We start from the raw sequence: 20,298 nt of genomic DNA on the forward strand, positions 1-20,298 counted from the left end.
CAATGCGCCCACCGAGAGCCTGTGGGGCTCGCTCAAGGTCGGCCGGCTGTATGGGCGCAAGTTCGAGACAGTGCGGGCCGCCAAGGACGAGGTCATCGACTGGCTGGCGTTCTACAACCACCGCCGGCTTCACTCGACGCTCGGCTACGTCAGTCCAATGCAATTCGAACGGGCTTGGCTCGCTGCCCAGGAAAAGCGAGCCGCGTAATGCCCTCGGCTATGGGATGCGAGATCCGAGGGCAAGGTCACGTCACAGTCCTTTGGGGTAGCACTCTTGGCAACGAGGAGGGGCAGTACTTCGCAGGACGCAACCACACGACTGACGAAATCCGTAGCGATGTGCTGGCGCTCGGCCACGACCTGCGAAACTGGCATCTCAGAGTAGGAGCCGGAGCAAGCCTCGTTCTATGGATCCTGGTGCCCTCAATCATCCTTGCCCTTTTGGGATTCGTGATGACCGGTGGAGGCCTCGAGAATCGGCTCTCGTTGGCGCTGGGTGGACTGGTCGCGGGCGCTGTTGTTGGCTTCGCCGCGTGGACCTTTTTCGGCAGCAACTTGGGACCCGAGCGACGGGCGCGTGCCATTGCCGAAGAGATCAATCATCTGGCGGAGCAGCGTTTAAGGATCGCAGATTGAGCACCGAAACCAGGGCGTCAGCCTTCAGTACGTGGCTTGTGTCACTGGCTGGGCATCGCAGCGTGCGATCGCATCACTGGAGTCCATAGGGAAGGAACGCGGGGTTGAGCATGCTCACGCTCTACTGCGGGGATCCACATGGTCGCTTGCCACAAGCGCAGTGCCGGCTGCATTCATCGAGCTGGCGATGCCACGGGCGACGATGCCGATCTGCGAACCTGAACCGAGGCCCGACAACTACCGCGGGCAGGCCAAGAACAGGGGGCGCGTGTACAGCTGTTCGCCGGTCATCTGCCCAAGATGCTCGTGAAACCCGTGCGCAAGCGTTCGAGATATCACTTACGCGAGTGCCGTTGCTGCGAGGCTTCACTGCCTTTACGAACCGGAGGCGCGTAGCTGCAACAGCCTCGACTTCGTGCCTCTCGTTCCCCAGAATCTGCAGATGCTGACGTTCTTCGACACCCAGTTCACTGACCGCTCGCAACTGAAGTTGCTCGGCCTCGGCTTCGTCGTTTTCGATGACCGCGAGGACTACATGCCCTACCCGAGCGGCTCAATCGGTCTCGACTCGAAGGGGCGCATGCCCGGACGTCCGCCGAAAGTTGACGGCAATGAGGAGGCGTCATGAAGCATGACGGCCCGGTGCTGTACTGCGGCGACCCACACGGAAGGTTCCACCACATCGTTGAAGCTGCGGGCCACACCAAGGCCAGCGCTGTCGTGCTGCTGGGCGACATGGAGCCCGAGCGGCCATTGCACGAGGAACTGGAATCCATCCTTGATCGCGTCTGGTGGATCCCCGGGAACCACGACGCCGACAGTGATGCGTTGTGGACGCGCGTTTGGGGAAGTAGGCTCGAGGACCGGAACGTTCACAGCAAGGTTGTGACCCTGCCGGACGGGACGCGCCTCGCCGGACTTGGCGGGGTGTTTCGCGAGGCCGTCTGGTATCCGTCGGCTTCGGCTGCGCGCGGGGGCGCGCCGGCATTTCGCTCTCGCAAGGAGCACGCAAAGTCGACCCCGAAGCAAGACCGCTGGGCGGGCGGCACGCACCGCAAGCACTGGGGCACTATCTACCCAGAGGAACTCGAGCGTCTCGCGGACATGCGTGCGGACGTCCTCATCTCCCATGAAGCACCGGCATACCACCCGAACGGCTTCGAAATCTTGGACACRCTGGCTCAGGCCCTGGGCGTCAAGTTGACTGTCCACGGTCACCATCATGACCGGCTCGACAGCTCGGGCCGTTGGACAGAGCAAGGATTCAAGAGCTTCGGAGTTGGGCTCAGAGGCATCAGCGCTATCGACTTCGATGGCAATGCACGCGTCATCGTCCCTGGAGAGCTCGATGAGGTCAGAAACAGCAGGCACAGGACGACCTGGCCATGAGCTTCGCACTCGAAGCAGAAGGAGGGCGCATGGTGCTGCAGGTCCGCCTCCGCGGCCGGCCACAGTCGTTTTCTCTCCAAACTTGGCTGTCTGACGAGGTGCTCGAAGACGTCGCGAGCCATGCGCATTTCACGTGTGATGCTGATGAGCAGAAAGTCGCCGTACGCTGACGGGCGGGCCGGCCGCGCCGATATGGTCGGCATCGACGACGCGGCCAGGCTCGCCGGCATAGCATCAGCAAAGCTACAGCGCATGGCCACGCGGAAGCACCCGCGGGTCATTGCCATCGACCACACAACATTTGGTCTGCGGTTCCCACGGTGGCAGTTTGATGCCGAGCTCTGGCCTGTCGTTCAGAAGCTTGGTGTCGAATTGCAGTGCGATTGACTTGAGATGCTCGGATGGCTCGAGACGCCGCTCGGCGCACTTGGCGGTCGCACCCCGCGGGCGGCGCTTGAGCAGGGCGAGCTGGCAGATAGGGTTCTTGAATTGGCGTCTGGAGAAGGGCTGTGACTGCAGGGGACCGGTCGGTGTGGACGAGGCTTCTGTTCTTGGACTTTGACGGGGTGATGCATCCATTCAGGTGCACCATCGACCAGTATTTTTGCCACCTTGATTTGCTCGAGGGCTGGCTACGACAGCGACTCGATGTTGGCGTCGTCATCACCTCAAGCTGGCGGGAGGCGCACCCGGTGGCTGAAATGGAAAGCTTTTTCTCGGAGGACCTCCAGCATCGCGTCCTCGGTGCAACGCCGCTTCTCACCCGAGACAGCTGGGCGCGGTGCGACGGCGAGTCGCCGTCGGTAAGATTTGAGCGTGAGGCAGAGGTTTCGCGGTGGCTGAATGAGAGCGGGCAGCTTTGGCGGCCTTGGGTCGCGCTTGATGACCAGGCGTGGCTCTACAAGCCGTTCAATCCTCGCCTCGTCCTCTGCGACGGGAAGGTCGGGCTGACGCTGCTCGAGCTCGACAAAGTCGACCGAGTGCTGGGCTTTGTGTGATGACGCTATAGCGGCTGCGCAGCGCACCGCCGGCGGTTCCCTGATTGCGGCAAATGACATTCCACCGGGCTCGGCGAGGCCGGCTTGATATCCCTTCGAAGGGCCCGATCTGTTCGCATCGGGTCGGCCGGCGATATGCTGCTTGTTCTCCGCTCTTGGGTCATTCCCCTCGGCCGCTCCCCTGTCACTCTCCTGCCACGAGCGCACCCATGCCCCTCCAGGATTTCCACCCCGCCGTTGCCAACTGGTTCCGCCGAACCTTTCCTGCGCCCACGCCGGCGCAGGTGGCGGCGTGGCCGGCGATCCGTGCGGGTCGGCATACCTTGGTGGCGGCGCCGACCGGCTCCGGTAAAACCTTCACTGCCTTTCTCGCCGCGCTCGATGGCCTGGTGCGCCAGGGCCTGCGGCCCGAAGGCCTGCCCGACGAGACCGTGGTGGTCTACGTCTCGCCGCTGAAGGCGCTGTCGAACGACATCCGCCTCAACCTCGAAGCGCCGCTGGCCGGCATCCGCGAAGAGCTGGCCGCGCTGGGCCTGCCCGACGTGGAGATCCGCAGCGCGGTGCGCACCGGCGACACGCCGCAGAAAGACCGCCAGCTCGCGCTGCGCTGGCCGCCGCACATCCTCGTCACCACGCCCGAGTCGCTCTACATCCTGCTGGGCTCGGCCTCGGGCCGCAAGATGCTCGGCACGGTGCGCGCGGTGATCGTCGATGAAATCCACGCCATCGCCGCCACCAAGCGCGGCAGCCACCTGTCGATCTCGCTCGAGCGGCTGCAGAACCTCAGCGCACACCCGCTCACGCGCATCGGCCTGTCGGCCACGCAGAAGCCGATCGACGAGGTGGCGCGCTTTCTCGTCGGTGCCGGCGCGGTGAAAGACGGTGTCGCCGATTGCGAAATCATCGACATCGGCTATGCCAAGCAGCGCGACCTGGCGCTCACGCTGCCGCCCACGCCGCTGGGCGTGGTGATGTCGARCGACCAGTGGACGCAGGTCTACGAGATCGTGGCCGGGCTGGCCAGCGCGCACCGCACCACGCTGGTGTTCGTCAACACCCGCCGCATGGCCGAGCGCGCCACGCGCCACCTGGGCGAGCTGCTGGGCAAGGAGCGCGTGGCCGCGCACCACGGCAGCCTGGCGAAAGAGATCCGCCTCGATGCCGAGCAGCGCCTGAAGCGCGGCGAGCTCAAGCTGCTGGTGGCCACCGCGTCGCTGGAGCTGGGCCTGGACATCGGCGATGTGGATCTGGTCTGCCAGCTCGGTTCGCCGCGCGCCATCGCCACCTTCCTGCAGCGCGCCGGCCGCTCCGGCCACGCGGTGGGCGGTGTGCCCAAGGCGCGGCTCTTCCCGCAGTCGCGCGACGAGCTGGTGGAGTGCGCGGCCTTGCTCGACTGCGTGCGCCGCGCCGAACTCGATGTCCTGAGCGTGCTGCCCGCGCCGCTCGACGTGCTGGCCCAGCACATCGTCGCCGAGGTCGCCAGCCGCGAGTGGGACGAAGACGAACTCTTTGCGCTGATGCGTCGCGCCTGGCCCTACGCGCAGCTCAAGCGCGAAGACTTCAACGCCGTGGTGCGCATGCTGGCCGACGGCTTCAGCACCCGCAACGGCCAGCGCGCGAGCTATGTGCACCGCGATGCTGTGCACCACCGCCTGCGCGAGCGCAAGGGCGCGCGCCTGACCGCGCTCACCTCGGGCGGCGCCATCCCCGAGACGGCCGACTACACCGTGCTGCTGGAACCGCAGGCCGACAAGATCGGTACCGTGCACGAAGACTTTGCCGTCGAGAGCATCGCCGGCGACGTGTTCCAGCTCGGCAACACCAGCTACCGCATCCTGCGCGTCGAGCCCGGCCGCGTGCGGGTGGAAGACGCGCATGGCGCTGCGCCCAACATCCCGTTCTGGCTCGGTGAGGCACCGGGCCGCAGCGACGAGTTGTCATTCGGCGTCTCGCGCCTGCGCGAAGAAGTGGCCACGCTGATCGCCTCGGAAGGCGCCGACGCCGCGACCGGCTGGCTCACCGACACCCTGAGTCTGGACGCCGAGGCCGCGCGCCAGCTCGTCGACTACCTGGCGCGCGCGCTCGGCACGCTGGGCGCCGTGCCCACGCAAGACCGCATCGTGCTCGAGCGCTTCTTCGACGAATCGGGTGGCATGCAGCTGGTGGTGCACTCGCCCTACGGCAGCCGCCTCAACCGCGCCTGGGGCCTGGCGCTGCGCAAGCGCTTCTGCCGGCAGTTCAACTTCGAGCTGCAGGCAGCCGCCACCGAAGACGCGATCGTGCTGTCGCTCTCCACCAGCCACAGCTTCCCGCTCGAAGAGGTGTCGCGCTACCTGCACAGCAACACCGCGCTCGACGTGTTGGTGCAGGCCCTGCTCGACGCGCCGCTGTTCGGCGTGCGCTGGCGCTGGAACGCCACCACGGCGCTGGCCTTGCCGCGCTTCAGTGGCGGGCGCAAGGTGGCGCCGCAGCTGCAGCGCATGAAGTCGGAAGACCTGCTCGCGAGCGTGTTCCCCGACCAGGTGGCTTGCGCCGAGAACCTGGCCGGCGAACGCGAGGTGCCCGAGCACCCGCTGGTGGCGCAGACCATGTATGACTGCCTCTACGACGCGATGGACGCCGAGGGCTGGCTGCACCTGCTGCGCCGCATGGAAGCGGGGCAGGTGAGCGTCGTCGCAAGAGACCTGCCGGCACCGTCGCCGCTTGCCGCCGAAGCCTTGAACGCGCGGCCCTACGCCTACCTCGACGACGCGCCCCTCGAAGAGCGCCGCACCCAGGCCGTGCAGAGCCGCCGCTACAGCGACCCCGACAGCCCGGACGACATGGGCCAGCTCGATGCCGAGGCGATTGCCGGTGTGCGCGAAGAGGCCTGGCCGCGGGTGCGGAGCGTTGATGAGATGCATGAGGCGCTGAGTGGCCTGGGCCTGATCACGTCGGACGAGGTGTCCAGCAACGAAGGGTGGGCCGATTGGTTGGGTGAACTGGCGCAATCTGGCCGGGCGACCTGTCTGCAAATCGCCGTTCGGGCTGAGCCTGTCGAAGCCAGCGTGCCCAAGGAGGCGGGCCTGTGGGCCGCCGCAGAGCGCCTGTCGCAGGTCATCGACCTCTACCTCGCCTGCGAGACCCACCCGCCGATCGACATCCCCGCCGAATACGCCGAGAAACCGGCCACCCACGAAGACGCCCTGCGCGACCTGCTGCGCTCGCGCCTGAGCGGCCTCGGCCCGATCACCGCACGCGAGATCGCGCTGCAGCTCCAGCTGCCGCTCGCCGACATCGACCACGCCTTGCTCGCACTGCAAAGCGAAGGCACGGTGATGCAAGGCAAGTTCACGCCCGCGGCGCAGACCACCGAGTGGTGCGAGCGCCACCTGCTCGCGCGCATCCACCGCTATACGCTGAAGCGCCTGCGCCGCGAGATCGAGCCGGTCGAGCCGCGCGACTTCGTACGCTTCCTCCTCGAGTGGCAGCACGTCGGCGCGACCAGCCGGGTCAGTGGCCCCGAAGCATTGGCGGGCGTGCTCTCGCAGCTCGAAGGCTTCGAGGCACCGGCCGCGATGTGGGAGGCCGAGCTGTTGCCCGCGCGCGTGAAAGACTATTCGTCGTCGTGGCTCGACGACCTGTGCACTGCCGGCCGCACGCTGTGGACGCGCCTGCGGCCCATGGCCACTGCGAGCGGGGGCGGCGGCTCGCTGCGGTCCACGCCCATCGTGCTGCTGCCGCGCCGCAGCGCGCCGCTGTGGGGCCGCATCGCCCCGCCGCCGGCCGACGACGCAGCCTTGAGCTCGCGCACCCAGCGCGTGGCCACCTACCTGGCCGAACACGGTGCTTCGTTCTTCGATGAGATCGCGCAAGGCGCCCACCTGCTGCGCACCGAGCTTGAAGACGCGCTCAGCGAGCTTGTCGTGCGTGGTCGTATCAACTGCGACAGCTATGCCGGCCTGCGCGCCTTGCTCGTGCCGGCCGCCAAGCGGGCTTCGGCGCATTCGTCGCGCCACCGCCGCCGTGTGGCGCTGTTCGGCATCGAGGATGCGGGCCGCTGGACGCTGATCCGCCAGCCTGCGCCGGCGAGCACCGATGCGTCGACCGAGGCCATCGAGCACATCGCCCGCACGCTGCTGCGCCGCTACGGCGTGGTGTCGTGGCGCCTGCTGGAGCGCGAGGCCGCCTGGCTGCCCGCCTGGCGCGACATGGTGCGTGTGTACCGCCGGCTCGAAGCGCGGGGCGAGATCCGCGGCGGCCGCTTCATCGCCGGCCTGTCGGGCGAGCAGTTCGCGTTGCCCGACGCCATTGGCCTGATGCGCCAGGTGCGCCGCCAGCCGGCCGACGAGCACCTGGTGTGCCTGGCTGCCACCGACCCAGCCAACCTGCTGGGAACGCTGCTGCCTGGCGCCAAGGTGGCGCGTGTGGCCGGCTCGCGGGTGCTGTACCGCGGCGGCGTGCCCATCGCCACGAGCGTGAGCGGGCAGGTCGAGCTGCTGGTGGCTTTGAGCCCGAGCGACGAGCGTGCCGCGGTCAGGGCGCTGGCGCTCGACCCGAACCTGCGCTTCCTGGAGATGGAGTCTGCGATCGAGGCGTGAGGGTCACGAAGGAGCGGTGGCGCATCGGTCAGAATTGCCTTCCGTGGACGCCGTGCGTAAGGCGCTCGACGAGGCGCAGTCGACGCTCTCGAAGATGGCGTCGGTGATCGGCCAATACGACGCCGTGGACATCGACGACCAGGTCGTGGCGCAGATGATCAAGAAGGGCTGGAGCGAAGAGGAAGTCTGGAAGCTCAAAGCGGAGGGCTTCCGCTACTCGCCTTGCCGCGACTCGCTGCTCGGGCCGATCATGAGCAGCGACGAGATAGAAGACCTCGACGAGGACGACGCGGACCACATGAGACTTGCTTGACAGCAATCATTCGCGAGTGTCTGCCGATGGCTTCGCGCACCTGTGAGGCACTGTTCGGGTCGACCATGAGGGCTCAACTTGAGCGGCCGGACTTTGATGTCTGCGGAACCGATCATCTTTTTCTCCTCTGCAGTTCTCCCTGATTCAGTTTAGTTGGTCATGCCGCTTACTCGTTGCCGCGCCGTCGCCGGTGCGACGGCGGTGCTGACCTAGTCGAATGGCTCCTGCCGCGAGCTTTCGTCGGCGCTGCTCCGCCACTACGAAGATGACGTCCGCCCATTCCACCAACTCTGCAGAGAGTGGGATCTAGTCGCCGCGATTGGTTCCAGCCGACGCAGTCTCGATGCCGGTTCGGTCAGCGAAAACCTGCTCCGCTGTTGGGCTGTGGAGTCGGTTTTGGCTGCAAACAAAGAGGATGTGCAAGGGTCGTGAACGCTCTAGAACGGCACGTCATCATCTGTGTCATCGAATCCCGTGCTTGACTTCCTCGCCGGGGCCTTGACTGGTGACCGTCGAGCAACCGGTTCTGGATGTTCGTCTCCATCGTCGCCTGGCGCACCTCCCCCGGTGCGGCCGACGTCGCCTCCCACATCCGTCAGTGCCGCTTGGAGCGCCTTCTCGACAGCGTCGATGCGCTCCTTGCAGACCTTGTACGCCGCGACTGACTCGGTGACGATGGATAGGAGGTCATCGATGTTCGGCTCAGTCTGCTCGCGCAGAGTCTCCGCGTGTTCCTGCAACACGCCATAGGCCTCACGAAAGGTTCGGGCTGCCATGTCTACTTGTCTCCAATATCAAGTTCGCCGAGGACCTCGTCTGAGGTTCCGAGTTTGACGTCCCGCACTGTCGCATCGACCTTGCCGTCGCTGAACGCGACTTCGATGCTTTCTGCCGAAGCTGCGCTCTCGGCGCTAGTGAGGGTCTTGCCGTCGGTGCCCCGAACGATGGCAAAGCCTCGCCCGAGTGTCTTCTGCGGGCCTTGACCTGCAATCTCGCGAAACAGCGCCTGCGCACCAGTGGACGCGTCTCGTATGGTTTGACGCGAGCGGTCAACAAAGTCGTTGAACTCGCTGTCGGTAGCATCCCGAGAGCGCCGTACGTCCAAACCTGCTCGGTCAAGAATCGCAGGCAAGGTGCCGTCCAGCTGGACCTTGGCGGTCCGCAATGCCGAGAACGCTTCAGCCTTGACGGCGCTCAGCGCCGCAGGAACGACATGCTTGGCCTGCGTCACGTGGCCGGCCGCGCCGTTTCGAACTTCTCCGAAAAGCTCTTGCACCTCACCGGCTGCTCGATGCACGACACGCACTGAGTCGAGCCGCAGGTCCGCCATTAACTGCGAGCATTGCGCACGGGCGTCGGCGAGGGTGCTCGAGGCGGCTGCCTTGACCTCACGGTCCAGTCGCTCGATGGACGTCTGCATCCGGTCGGCGTCGCGGCTCCCTTGATTGACGATGCCTTCGAAGGCGATACGGGCTTCGCGCGCTCTCTGGGTGACCAGTTTCTCGATGCCGGCGATGACCTTGCTTGGTGTGTCGAAGGATGTGTGGGCCACCTCGTCGAGCACGGTGCTGTCTCGCTCGTGACCGATGCCGGTGAGCACGGGCACAGGGCATTCGCAAATGAAGCGCGCGAGCGCGTAGTCATTCAACCAGGCCAGGTCGTTCACGGCGCCTCCGCCTCGGATGAGGATGACTGCGTCTGGAGACTGGCCGGCCGGAAACTGTGCCAGTCCGGCTACGAGGGCTTCAACAATCTCCCCTGCGGCGCCTTCACCCTGGAATCTGCTGTGCACATAGGTGAAGCGGCAGACCTCGAAATTGGCGAGCCGGTCAGCTTCCTTCGAGAAGTCGCCCAGGCCAGCGCCTCCCTGCGGTGCGACCACGAGTACCGCGCAGAAGTCCCACACTGCCGGCAAGCGCTTGTTGAGGCCAAAGATCTGCTCGCGCTTCAGGCGCTCGCGGAGCTCTCGTTTCTTCGCTTCCAGGTCCCCGAGGGTATACGTCGGGTCGACGGCATCAATCTCGAGCGAGAAGCCAAACTGCGGCTTGAAGACCGGTCGAGCGCGAACAAGAAGTTTGATGCCGGCACCGAGGGTGGCCCCGGTGGCGCGTTCGAACTCCGGAATGATGCGCTCCGCGGTTCGGGCCCAGATGGCTGCGTTGGCCTTTGCGAGGGCGCGGCCGTCGGAGTCTCGCTCCGACAGCTCAAGGTAGACGTGACCGTCTTTGACAGAGGCACGCAGGACCTCGGCGGTTGTCCATACACCGGAGGCGTAGGCGTCGCCAACGGCCTTGGCTACGCCTTGCAGGAGTCGGGAGAGCGGCACTCCGCGCGGCGCAGATTGCAGGGCTGTGGATGGGCTGGTTGGGGTGACGTCGCGGGCGGGCGATGCCTGTGACGAGTTCGGAAGCCAGCTAGCAAAGGGTGCCAAGTCCAGTCCATCGAGTACGTACCAGCGCCTGGCAACACTGTCCCAGCGGGCTCCCAATGCCTTGACTGAGTCCTTCTCTTTGAACGGTACGGTGAGGTAGGTGTTGGGCATGTAGCGGCAGCAGGCCTTCCAGACTGAAGAGGGATCAGGGTGCTTCGACCCGCTGGCCGACTGTGGACCTCTTGGCGGCTTGTTCTACGGACCGGGCGCCGACGGGCAGATGGTCATGTATGCGCAGCGCCCGCAATGCCGACCTTTGGTTGGGCTGTTGTCTCCCGCAAGCATTCGCACCGCAGCTTTGAACGACTTGGTCGCCTCAAGCCTCTTCCCGCCTGGAACGTCGTCGACCTTGTCGGACAGAACGTGGTTGAGCGTCATTGTCTTCGTGCCGGCCAGGTCCAGACCCGGAACAATAGGCTTCAGGACCGTCTTCATTTCAGAGACCCCGCGACGTGCGAACCGCATCATCGCGAACTCAGTGGCGTACTTCCGTTCGATGACAAAGCCCCACGGCATTTGGACAGTTACTCCGCCGACTATAGAAGTAGGTTCGGCAAACCGACCGTCTTCCTCAAGAATCGAGCCCATAAGCTCGAGGCCGCGCGAGAACGCGAAGTTCGCATCTCGCCAAAGCGACGGGTCCTCGACCTCGGTGGGAAGCTTCTGCTTTGCCCAACCTTCAAGCATGTGTGCCGCGGGCGCACCTGCTGTTCCAGCTGCCACGGCCTTCAGTGCGCTCATGACGGCCCAACGCGCCCTCAGAGAACTGTCGATGTCGGCTTCACTTACCAGTTCCAATATGTGCGCGTACCAATACTGAAGCGAGCACAGGGTATAGGTGGTGAAGTGCTCAAACTTTACGATGTTCGGAGCAGCGAATGCCTTCCTCGGTGAAGCACTGGCCCGCTTGATGGCTGGACCGTTGTAGGCTACCGGTTCGAACTTTCGAGGAAAGTGTTGCAGTTGCGGCGCGAGCGTGTGGTCGCCGAACTCTTTCTCTTGGTAGATGTAGAGGTGCCGCTTGGCTCGGGATGCGGCGACGTAGAGCAAGTTGTTTCGCTCAACGGCTTCTTCAACGTCGTACTCCGCCTGACTACTTCCGAGAGCCTCCGGAGGAACGATTTCCAACACGTTTTCTGGCGGCGACCAGCTTGGGGTTTGAGCACCGTAGTCGTCGGCGTTGACGAAGGCAACATGGACCGCCTCGAACTCAAGTCCCTTGCTGCTATGCACGGTCAGCAGCCGCACGCCGTCTAGGTTTCCCGCCTCTGCCGGCAGCTCGCGGTCGACGTAGGATTCGCCGATGCGCTGGCGCAGACGTTGACGCATCAAGAACCGTGAGAGACGAGCCTCCTTGATTTCGCCATCACCGTTGCGAACGGCGTACGCGAACTGCCACAGTGCGATCCGTTGGACCCAAGCGGCGACAGATTGGTCCTTCGGTGCAGGCAAGCTGAAACGATGCTCAAGAAGCATGTCGCAAACAAAGACCCACGGATTGGAGCTGTGGCGGCGGCCTTCCAGAAGCTTCCGCAGTGCCGTAACCACTGCAATGCCAGTCGCCGACAGACCCGGTGGCGGATGCTGAAGCCATCGTCCGCGCTGATATGCAACGTCGGTGTTCGCAGCTTCAAGCAATCGCTGGATGTCCTTCATTGGCATCGCCAGGTCGGGCACTTYCATCAGGCCAATCAGCGCGCGCGGCTGACGCTCGACGAGCAACTGCATGAGGCAGAGCAGGCGCTTGACCTCCGGTCGTTCAGCCAGCTCTCCGATATAGATGACAGGTATTCCTTGGCTTGTCAGAGTCTCGGACGCGCGCTGAACGTCGTTCCCTTTGCGGCACAAGACAGCCTGTTTGCCGAAAGCCACCCCATCCTTCTTCTTCAAGGCGTTTACGGATGCGGTTACTGCGCCCAGTAGCTCTTCGCGTTTTTCGCAAGTGACCACCTTCGGCATCTCGCCACAAGCGCCCTTGGCCGCTTTCATCCGGTCCAGCGGCATCGTGGCCTGGAGTTTGTGCTGACGACCAACCTCCTGCACCAGGTCAAGGATTTCGCTGGCACTGCGCCGGTTGATGTCGAGGGGGTAACGCTGAATCTTCGTGCCACCCGCGTGGGCTTTGAATTCGGTGTCGAACTTCAGCAGGCTTTTCAACGATGCGCCGCGCCAATGATGGATGGCTTGGCGAACGTCCCCAACGACCCAGATTGACTTCGCCTTCTGCGCCAGTTGTCGAAGCAGTTCGACCATGGCCTGCGTGACGTCCTGGTACTCGTCGACAAGGATGTACTCGAAACAGTCGGCCAACTCGGTGAAGGGCGCCCTATTTGCCTTGAGAGCCAAAGCGGGTTTTGCGATCAGGTCGACGAAGTCGACTGTTCGCCGCCCCGCAAGAAGTCGCTCATGAGCCTCATATATTGTTGCGACATCGAGGCGCCTACGCTGAAGCTCCTCGTCTTTGTCGGGATGGTCTTCGATGAACCGGCGGTATGACTGCGGTGAGACCAACTCCTCCTTGAGTCGCTTAATTCCGTCGACGACAGGGCTCAGCCAGTCATACGGGTCCTCCACACGCAGGTAGTAGTTCAAGTCCAGCTGCGGCAGTCCCGCCACAAGGGTCGTCAGCGACGTGAGCCTGTCGGCCACATGCAGGTCGGAGTCGAGCTTGAAAAACTGGTGGAATTTGCGAAGGAACTCAAGGCCAAAGGCGTGGAAGGTGCCCGCCCACACGTCGGCTGCTCGGTCGATACCAGCACCCCGAAGGCGTTCTACGAGCTCGAATGCGGCCTTGTTCGTGAACGTCAGGACCAGAATCTTGCTTGGGTCGACCTTCTTTTCTTCGACTAGGTACTTGACGCGATGAATGAGCGTCGACGTCTTTCCCGTCCCCGGACCGGCGACCACGTTGGCTGCACGCTCCTCGGCTCGAGCGGCGGCTAGCTGATCGGGACTTGGGGGCTTGAGCTCGCTGACACTGGATTCGGCATCAGGCAGAAGGAGCGCGTCTAGCATTTGCTGCCGTGCGAATTCCAACGGAATTCCGAGCTGTTTCGCGACGTTATCTGGTCCTTTGCCTTTGTTTGCTAGGCGGCGTGCGAGGTCACGCGGAAGAAGCAGTTCTCTTGCGTAGACGTTGGCCTGGAGTTCCTGCCTCTCGCGGGCGCCATAGGCCTCCACCTTCATGACGGCAGGAGAACCATCACTTCCGAACAGTGTCTTCAGGTGCGCGACTGTTGTGGGAGCTTTGGTTGCGTCGAGGAACCAGTGCCCAAGCTCGTGCGCGACAAGTCCACAGAACTTGTCGCTCCACTTGGGGATTTCCTTGCTGACGTAGATAAACCTCTGCTCCCGCTGCAGAACAGCGCTGCCTTGCCCCAAGTCGGGGTAGCTTGGCTCAACGGGCTCGATGGCAAGAGTGAGCGCATCTTCAACGGCTGTCAGAAGGTCTTTCGCCGATATTGCGTCGTCGCTTTTCCCTGGCGCCAGCTTCTCGCGCGTTGCCCTGGCTTCGTCTCGAGCACGTTGAAAAGGGTTCATACGCCCTACTCATCAAGTTGGAGGAGTTCTTTGGTCTGGTCTGCCGGAAGCTTGAGTGACTTCACGGCCTCCTCCCACGAAGTCGCCGCGGCGGAAACTTGAGGTTTGCCTTTCTCGGCTTTGAAAGCCGGGACGCGGCGCCCTGCGAAGGTCCCCTCAAAGAATGCGGTCAGTGCCTGCTCCGAGGCCTCAAGAACCTCGGCGAGTCGCCCCAATAGCTTCTTGGGTGCACGGATGGAACCCGCCAGGACCCCAGAGAGCAAAGCAGCGGCGTACGCTCCCACACCAACTTTAGGTGCAAGCTTCCGAACGGCTGGGCCGCGATACACAGCAACTCTCTGTTCAATATCGGCGAATTGAGTCTGCAGGACAAGGCCATGTGCCAAGCACATAGCTCCAAACTCAGACGCGGAGCGTCGATATTCCTTGGCAGCGGAGCGCAGACGAACTCCTAATTCGGGTTCGACACGCACCATTACTTGCTCGGTCTCCGAAGGTTGCCACCGCCGAACTTCGGACGACAACAGAGAGAGCAGTTCCTTGGAACTCTCCGAATACGACCGCTCATCAAAGTCCTCGAACCCGACTCCTGCGAGCTGCCGAGCGACTTCCGCAAAGCTCGCTTGATGCAAGTCAGCGATGTCCTGTACGGATGTCTTCAGCCCCAATGGCATGGTGACTCCGATCGTCCACTGTCGGGCTTTGCCTTTGAATCGCTCGGCCTTTGCATCCTCAAGAGAGGGGATGCGTTCAGGCGCCGAGGAGTGCGACAAGGCAGGGTTGCGCCATGCGTCGGGCCACTCTCCGGTCGGTGTCCTCGTTAGCACATCGGTGAGTTCCAGAAGCACAGCACGAATTGCTTGAAGCGCCGTAGGCGCAGTCGCAGTCCGCTTTCCAAGTACCGGAAGCTCGAACGAGCATTGGACGCCTACCTCGGTGGCTTGCTCGATGTGAGTGCTCTTTAGAACTTCGAAGTAGAGCCCCGGAAGTTGGTCAAGCATCGCTCTTGCCTCTGCGGTCCCCATCGGGTCAAGAGCGGGATTCATTGGCGGCCTCCATGGCGAAGATGGGCGAACACCCGCCCCTTGACAACAGTGTAGGCATGTATCAACAATATAGCAACCCCGGAGGAGCTCATGACGGAGACCGACCTCGCTGCGGCCGTCAAAGCTGCCGTGGACCAATGGATGCAATCGACGCCGCCTGCACAGCGGCGGGCGGAGTTGTTGGCGCCTGCCGGCCTCAGCGCGGCCTTGGGCCTGACCGTGGAGGCGCTTCTGGCTGGCAAAGGACAGAGCGCCGCAGCTGCTCGGGTCTTCGTGTTGAGCGCGCCGTACTGCCATCTTCCGAGCGTGTTCGATGCAACCGCGCTGCTGGTCGATACGCCAGAAGTATTCACCCCGGTGCCGATTGCGGATGGCGCGGTGGCGGGACAGGCTGCGGCACTCGCCGTGCATGGCCTGCTGCGACTGGAGACGGTCTCTTACGGCTCCGAAAATGAAGGCAACCTGTTCGTCAACCTCGTCGCGATGCCCGGAACTGGTGCTGTCGCGGAAAAGTCGAAAGGCGGAATGCGTGGGCATACCGACGCAGTGAGTTTCCCCTTCAACGGGGACGACGACCCCGATGATGGCCGCATCGCCCCGTCTCCCGACCTCGTGACGCTAATCGGGCTGCGCAATCCGAAGGGCGTGCCGACGAGGTTGATGCCAACCAAGGATGTGCTGGCACAGCTGTCGTCGGCGGACGTGGACGAGCTCAAGAAGCCCCAGTTCTCCATCCGTGCGCAGAGGACCTTCAGGCAAGGGACAAAGCGAACTCTGGGCAAGGAGCACGTCGTGATCGACGCCCCGGTGCTGAAGGATTCAAGCGGAGGCACCTACGTGCGGTACAGCCATAGTAATGTCGTGCCGACGGTTACTGGCGGCCCCGCCGAGCAGGCTTCGAACAAGCTGGAGGCCGCCTGCAATGCCAGTGCGAAGCCGGTGGTCGTTCAGCCAGGCGATTTACTCATTGTCAGCAACCGGTTGGCCTTGCATGGACGCGGTGAGGTTGGCGACGACGTCGGCGGCCAGTCCCGATGGCTCCTGCGCACGTATGCCCTCGACACATCGAGCCTGCAAGCGCATAAGCGGCACCAAGGCACCGCTGCGCCACACGTGCTGTACCCGTAGTGCGAGTGGCGCTGGGATTGAATGCCGCTGGCGGGCATGGCGACGTTGAAAAAAGGCCTTCATGCCGGGACGCCCAAAGTCCTCGACTGTGTGTGAGTGCTGACCGGGTGTCTATGGGTTAGTAAAGTCAGTGGATCTGAAGCGCGCCGCGAACGCGCTGTGCGGCTGAGCCATCCATCGAGGGCTGTGCGACCGCCTTCTAGTGCGCGGGCGGTTTTCAGACAGTTCCGATTTGGATCGATTGCGCGAGTTCGTGCAGGTGCACAGCAGAAGTCCGACCCGACCCGATCCACCGGAGGCGCAGTGCGTCAACGAGCGTTCCTGCGTGTCGCGTCGCTTGGCCGATCGTTCGGCTACTTCTGGAACGCTGCAGCGTCCGCATTCAGACGGAATGCGGCCCGTCGATGGCTGGAGGCGACCGACCACAACCGCTGTGTAACCGTCGCTCGGGAGTCATCGACTGCTTGAGACTGCGAGCTGCCCATCGGGGACAAACGTTGAACGACTGCAAAGACTAGAAGCGGTCTTACACATCTCCGCGAGCCCGGTGACCGCTGCACCCTTCGGACCGATCATTGGTACTTCAAAGAGCGCGCGGCGGTCTTGACCGACTCCTTTCCTGCGGGATGAACGCCCGCTCCCTACAGTAATCCTCGACCCTCAGCTGCCCCTCGGCGCTCCGGAGACCTGCCCGACGGCCAACGCTCGGCCCCGCGCTTTTCGCATCCAAGAAGCTGCCGCTCGCGGCTACTGGACCCGGCCAGGGGTGCTGACATCCCTGATGGTCCGGTATGAAGCACCCCTCGTAAGAGTGTCCTCGCGTGAGGAACAGTTAGGCGAGTCAAGGCCGCGCCACGGGCCGTTCGCCTCGACTATGCGCCCGTCGCGCCGCTCCCTGTCGCAGCCTACAGGCAGCCTCAAGATGTATCGATGCTAGACCCGCGTGAAGAGATAGTCGCCGGGCGGGTATGCCGGATCTTCGGGCTGGACAAGACTCTGGAAAGTCCCCTGTGGCGTTTTCTTGACACGCATGCCTGACCACTTCGTGGCGAGGATTGGCCCCTGTAGGCGAAGGACGAGAAATGACGGGTGCGGGTCGCGGGCCAAGATGGCCTGCTGTAGAGCTGCATCCTGGAATCCGAGCATCCGCAGGACGGCCAAATCGTTGTTGGGTCGTTCGATGCGCCATTCAGGTCCCTGCTGAACCACTGGGAGGGTCTTCTTGTAGACCAACCCGGTCTCGGGGCCGGTCTCGGTCCATTCGGCTGAGTCTCCCTTGATTGCCAATGAGAATCTTCCGTTTGCATCTGTGCTACGCCAGGTCCCGGATATGGTCGGCTTCTCCGTGAATGCAAACACCACGGGGGTGTGCACCGTTTTCGCATCGGTCACTAGCAGGAAGTCGCCGCCCTTGCCCTTTGCCTCTGCGCCATTGCGCCAGTCCCCATAAGTTCCGTTCGTTATAGGCCAGCCTCCATCAAACGGTGTCTTTGAAATGCTGTCCGGAAGGGCAAAGAAGCCGAGAGGCTGAAGGCCTTCAAAGTCGAAAGAGTCCATTACGTAGGTGACGAAGTCGGTGACATGGACAGCCACCGTGCCGTCCGCTGCCCTCTTGGCAGTGCCAACGGGGACGGCGTAGAAGTTGAAGCTTCCCAAGCCTCCGAGTAGCGGATCGATTGGGGTGATTCCAAGGTCGGTCACCACGGCACTGCTCTCCACGCGTTGCGCATGGAACGCTTTCACGTCCATGCTCCTGTCCCACTTGATAACACCGAGTTCGACCGAGTTTTCAGCGGTCTTCTCAAACTGCGCGGTGACCTGCGCGATGATGGCCTTCCGCGCATCTCCGCCTGAATCGATCGCAAGGGCCTGGAGGATGCCGAAAGCCATCTTGGCGCGCCCATCAGTGTCGACYTCAGGGCGCAACAGCCAGTCCATCGTGATTCCGCTCTGTTCCGGCCACACCACGACCGAGAAGTCGAAGTGGTCTGGGGGCGTAGGGGCAGCAACATGCGCAGCCAAGCCGAACCAAATCTCCTGGAGCTTGGCGGCTTTCTCCCACTCCATGTTCGCGATCTTCTGGCCGAACGCGCGCATGATCGACGCGATTTGTGTGACGGAAACAGGCATCGGAGTAGCCTCTCTGGATTGCGCGGAAGTGTATGGACATAACCCCACAGTCTCGGAGCGACGGCTGAGCTTCGGGGCGAAACTGGAGTTCGGAGCGGTCCGAACGTATCGAGCGGCCTCAGTTGCTTGGCGACGTTCCTTTCTTGACGAGCTTGACGGGGGGCGAAATGGCGATGAGCCGCGCCTGTGCTTCCGGCATTTGACGCAGCGACGCCACGCTCACCGCATCGGCCGGGTCGAAGGCGCCGTGCGCGCCGAAGAACCAGTCGAAATCGAGGCGTCCACCGAACCCGGCCCCGCTGTCGAGACGTGACACCAGGACGGAGGATTCGGCCCAGAGTTCCGAGGCCACGCCCCCTGTTTTGAGCTGCACGCCGGTCAAGGTGACGAAGATGCCGTGTGGTGTTGCTTTGTTCAGGCTGTCGGGGGCCTTCCCAACGGACTTGACGGTGGCCATGCCGCCACCCTGGATGATCCACCGACCGGCGCGCACCGTCAGGTCAGGTTCGGTGTCGTGGCCTGTGGAGAGGTCAAGATCCAGTTCCACGGCGTGGACGGGTTTGTCGGCGCCGGTGGGGCGAGGGAGTTTCACCACCCACGGCACTCCTTGGCCGGTCCCCCGAACGCCGAAGGTCAACGCGTCGATGTCGGCCAGCGTGCTTTCCGCACCGATGAGCCGGACGTGCATCGACAGCCTCTTCTGATTCGGCTCGTCCACGTTGAAGCCCACCGACACCAGGTCGTGGTACGCCTGCCGGTACTCATCAGGGCAGAGCGCGTTTTCCGGCATGTACACGCAAGGCCGGCTGGGTACCTCGAACTCCAGCAGCCGGGCGAACTCCGGTCGTTCCACGAGGGGCGGCTCCGGCATGTTCCGGGCCGCGAGCATCCAGGCGTCGCGCAACAACTCCTTCGGTTCGCCCAGCCCGCGGATGTGGCGGGAGTAGAGCGCTGCGACGTGGCGTTGTGTCGAGGTCGGGAAGCGTTGTGCGCTCTGGCGACTGCGGACCCAGAGCGGTGTGCCGCCGGCCCGGCGATGCAGGCTCAGCGCCTGGGCGTCCAGCTCGCCTGCCAGTTCGCCGGCCAGTTCGGACACGGGCACGTCTTGCTCGGCGTCGCCGGCGAAGACGGTGTCGAAGTCGCGGCCCGTGCGAGCCCAGCGCAGCGCCGTCGGGGCGCTGGCGTTGATGGGGTGATAGTCCAATGTTTCTGTCCTCGTTCTTGTTTTTGTTTTTCTCTCTGTCCGAAACGTCATGTCACCCCAGGCTAACGGCCCGGACCAATCGATGCTGCCGAGCAGTTGCCAGTTGCCCTGGCCGAGGTCCGCGTTGCCGTCGCCGTTCGAGGTTTGCAGGAGGACGGACAGGTTGGCCAGGCGACCGCTGCCGGGCACGTGCATCAGCGCGACCGATGCGCCTTCCGGAGCGATCGGCATGGAGGCGATGCACAGCCAGGCGTYGACGCTCTTGCCACGGGCCTTGGGCGGGGCAGCGGTCTCGTCAACGAAGTACTTGGGAATCAGGATGTCGAGCCAGACGTGATCGCCTCGCGGCAGGTGCCGGCCCCGCGCAAGCACCTGCGTTTCCGTCTTGTCACCGTTCTCGACTTCGATGAGCGTCTCGTTCGTCCAGTCGCGTTTGACCGTGCCGCTAAACCAGCACGCCGAGTCGAAAGGAATGTTTTTGCGGACGCCCAGCAGGGTGAGGTCGGGGACCAGCCAGGCCGGGTCGAGATGCCGCCGCAACGACACACTCAAGAACGATTCCTCCATCCGCACCGGCTTGAATTCCGCCGCCCCTTCGCTCGTCGGCAGCACCTGCAGCGGATGCAGCATGAGCGCCATGTTCGGGAACGCTTGCCCCGTTCCCTGCGTCGCGTCGAAGGTCAGTCCGATCGGGCCTTGCGCCGACAGCACCAGCGACCGCGCCAGCGCCTCGTCGAGCGGGCGGTAGGACAGGCGGGGGTCGGGGCCTGCCTCCTTGCGTGCATCGGCGGGAAGTACCTTCGGCCCGGACAGGTCGTACCCCACCCCCTGCCGGATCTCGCCGGCCATGCGCTCGGCCAGGCCGCCGAGGTCGAAAGGGCGGTCATGCAGGATGGCGAGGAC

At 63.8% G+C, this 20,298-nt stretch carries 15 protein-coding genes; 9 read left to right on the plus strand and 6 right to left on the minus strand.

Going from position 1 to position 20,298, the window contains the following annotated elements; all coding sequences use genetic code 11:
* The 8 genes from AC1D01_RS02350 to AC1D01_RS02385 all read left to right on the plus strand — a co-directional run.
* Nucleotides 1-208: IS3 family transposase (locus AC1D01_RS02350; protein WP_477864493.1), on the plus strand; the 208-nt coding region annotated here is incomplete at its 5' end.
* A 209-nt stretch (nucleotides 209-417) separates the two neighbouring features.
* Entirely contained in the window at nucleotides 418-636 is a 219-nt protein-coding gene (locus AC1D01_RS02355; protein WP_477864494.1) for a hypothetical protein, read from the plus strand.
* A gap of 442 nt (nucleotides 637-1,078) precedes the next feature.
* The gene (locus AC1D01_RS02360) at nucleotides 1,079-1,264 is read left to right on the plus strand and encodes a hypothetical protein (protein WP_477864495.1); all 186 of its coding nucleotides are present in this window, start codon (nucleotides 1,079-1,081) and stop codon (nucleotides 1,262-1,264) included.
* Entirely contained in the window at nucleotides 1,261-2,025 is a 765-nt protein-coding gene (locus AC1D01_RS02365) for a metallophosphoesterase family protein (RefSeq protein WP_477864496.1), read from the plus strand. Before AC1D01_RS02360 ends, AC1D01_RS02365 begins: the two co-directional genes overlap by 4 nt.
* A 120-nt stretch (nucleotides 2,026-2,145) precedes the next feature.
* Nucleotides 2,146-2,412, plus strand: a complete 267-nt coding sequence (locus AC1D01_RS02370) for a hypothetical protein (protein WP_477864497.1) — start codon at nucleotides 2,146-2,148, stop codon at nucleotides 2,410-2,412.
* A gap of 164 nt (nucleotides 2,413-2,576) precedes the next feature.
* Entirely contained in the window at nucleotides 2,577-3,023 is a 447-nt protein-coding gene (locus AC1D01_RS02375) for an HAD domain-containing protein (RefSeq protein WP_457334871.1), read from the plus strand.
* Between the two features lie 209 nt (nucleotides 3,024-3,232).
* Complete coding sequence (locus AC1D01_RS02380; protein ID WP_477864498.1) at nucleotides 3,233-7,603, plus strand: Lhr family helicase; 4,371 nt, start codon at nucleotides 3,233-3,235, stop codon at nucleotides 7,601-7,603.
* A gap of 43 nt (nucleotides 7,604-7,646) precedes the next feature.
* Nucleotides 7,647-7,916, plus strand: coding sequence for a hypothetical protein (locus AC1D01_RS02385; RefSeq protein ID WP_477864499.1), 270 nt, complete (start codon nucleotides 7,647-7,649; stop codon nucleotides 7,914-7,916).
* A 437-nt stretch (nucleotides 7,917-8,353) separates the two neighbouring features.
* On the opposite strand, the gene xseB is transcribed toward AC1D01_RS02385, so the two are convergent.
* The 4 genes from xseB to AC1D01_RS02405 form a co-directional block, all read right to left on the minus strand.
* Nucleotides 8,354-8,692, minus strand: a complete 339-nt coding sequence (gene xseB / locus AC1D01_RS02390; protein ID WP_477864500.1) for an exodeoxyribonuclease VII small subunit — start codon at nucleotides 8,690-8,692, stop codon at nucleotides 8,354-8,356.
* 2 nt (nucleotides 8,693-8,694) lie between these two features.
* Nucleotides 8,695-10,458, minus strand: a complete 1,764-nt coding sequence (gene xseA, locus AC1D01_RS02395) for an exodeoxyribonuclease VII large subunit (protein WP_477864501.1) — start codon at nucleotides 10,456-10,458, stop codon at nucleotides 8,695-8,697.
* Nucleotides 10,459-10,542: 84 nt separating this feature from the next.
* Nucleotides 10,543-13,887, minus strand: a complete 3,345-nt coding sequence (locus AC1D01_RS02400) for a UvrD-helicase domain-containing protein (protein ID WP_477864502.1) — start codon at nucleotides 13,885-13,887, stop codon at nucleotides 10,543-10,545.
* Nucleotides 13,888-13,892: 5 nt separating this feature from the next.
* On the minus strand, nucleotides 13,893-14,933 hold the full coding sequence (locus tag AC1D01_RS02405) for a hypothetical protein (protein WP_477864503.1): 1,041 nt from the start codon (nucleotides 14,931-14,933) through the stop codon (nucleotides 13,893-13,895).
* Nucleotides 14,934-15,023: 90 nt separating this feature from the next.
* Between AC1D01_RS02405 and AC1D01_RS02410 the strand changes: the two genes are divergently transcribed.
* Nucleotides 15,024-16,061, plus strand: a complete 1,038-nt coding sequence (locus tag AC1D01_RS02410; protein WP_477864504.1) for a TauD/TfdA family dioxygenase — start codon at nucleotides 15,024-15,026, stop codon at nucleotides 16,059-16,061.
* Between the two features lie 933 nt (nucleotides 16,062-16,994).
* Here the strand turns inward: AC1D01_RS02410 and AC1D01_RS02415 are convergent.
* Both AC1D01_RS02415 and AC1D01_RS02420 read right to left on the minus strand, forming a co-directional pair.
* Nucleotides 16,995-18,191: a DUF6402 family protein gene (locus tag AC1D01_RS02415; RefSeq protein WP_477864505.1), complete on the minus strand. Its 1,197-nt coding sequence runs from the start codon at nucleotides 18,189-18,191 to the stop codon at nucleotides 16,995-16,997.
* 118 nt (nucleotides 18,192-18,309) lie between these two features.
* The coding region (locus AC1D01_RS02420) for a hypothetical protein (protein WP_477864506.1) at nucleotides 18,310-20,298 on the minus strand (1,989 nt) is incomplete at its 5' end.

This window comes from Rhizobacter sp. P3_B12 (genome assembly GCF_056402895.1).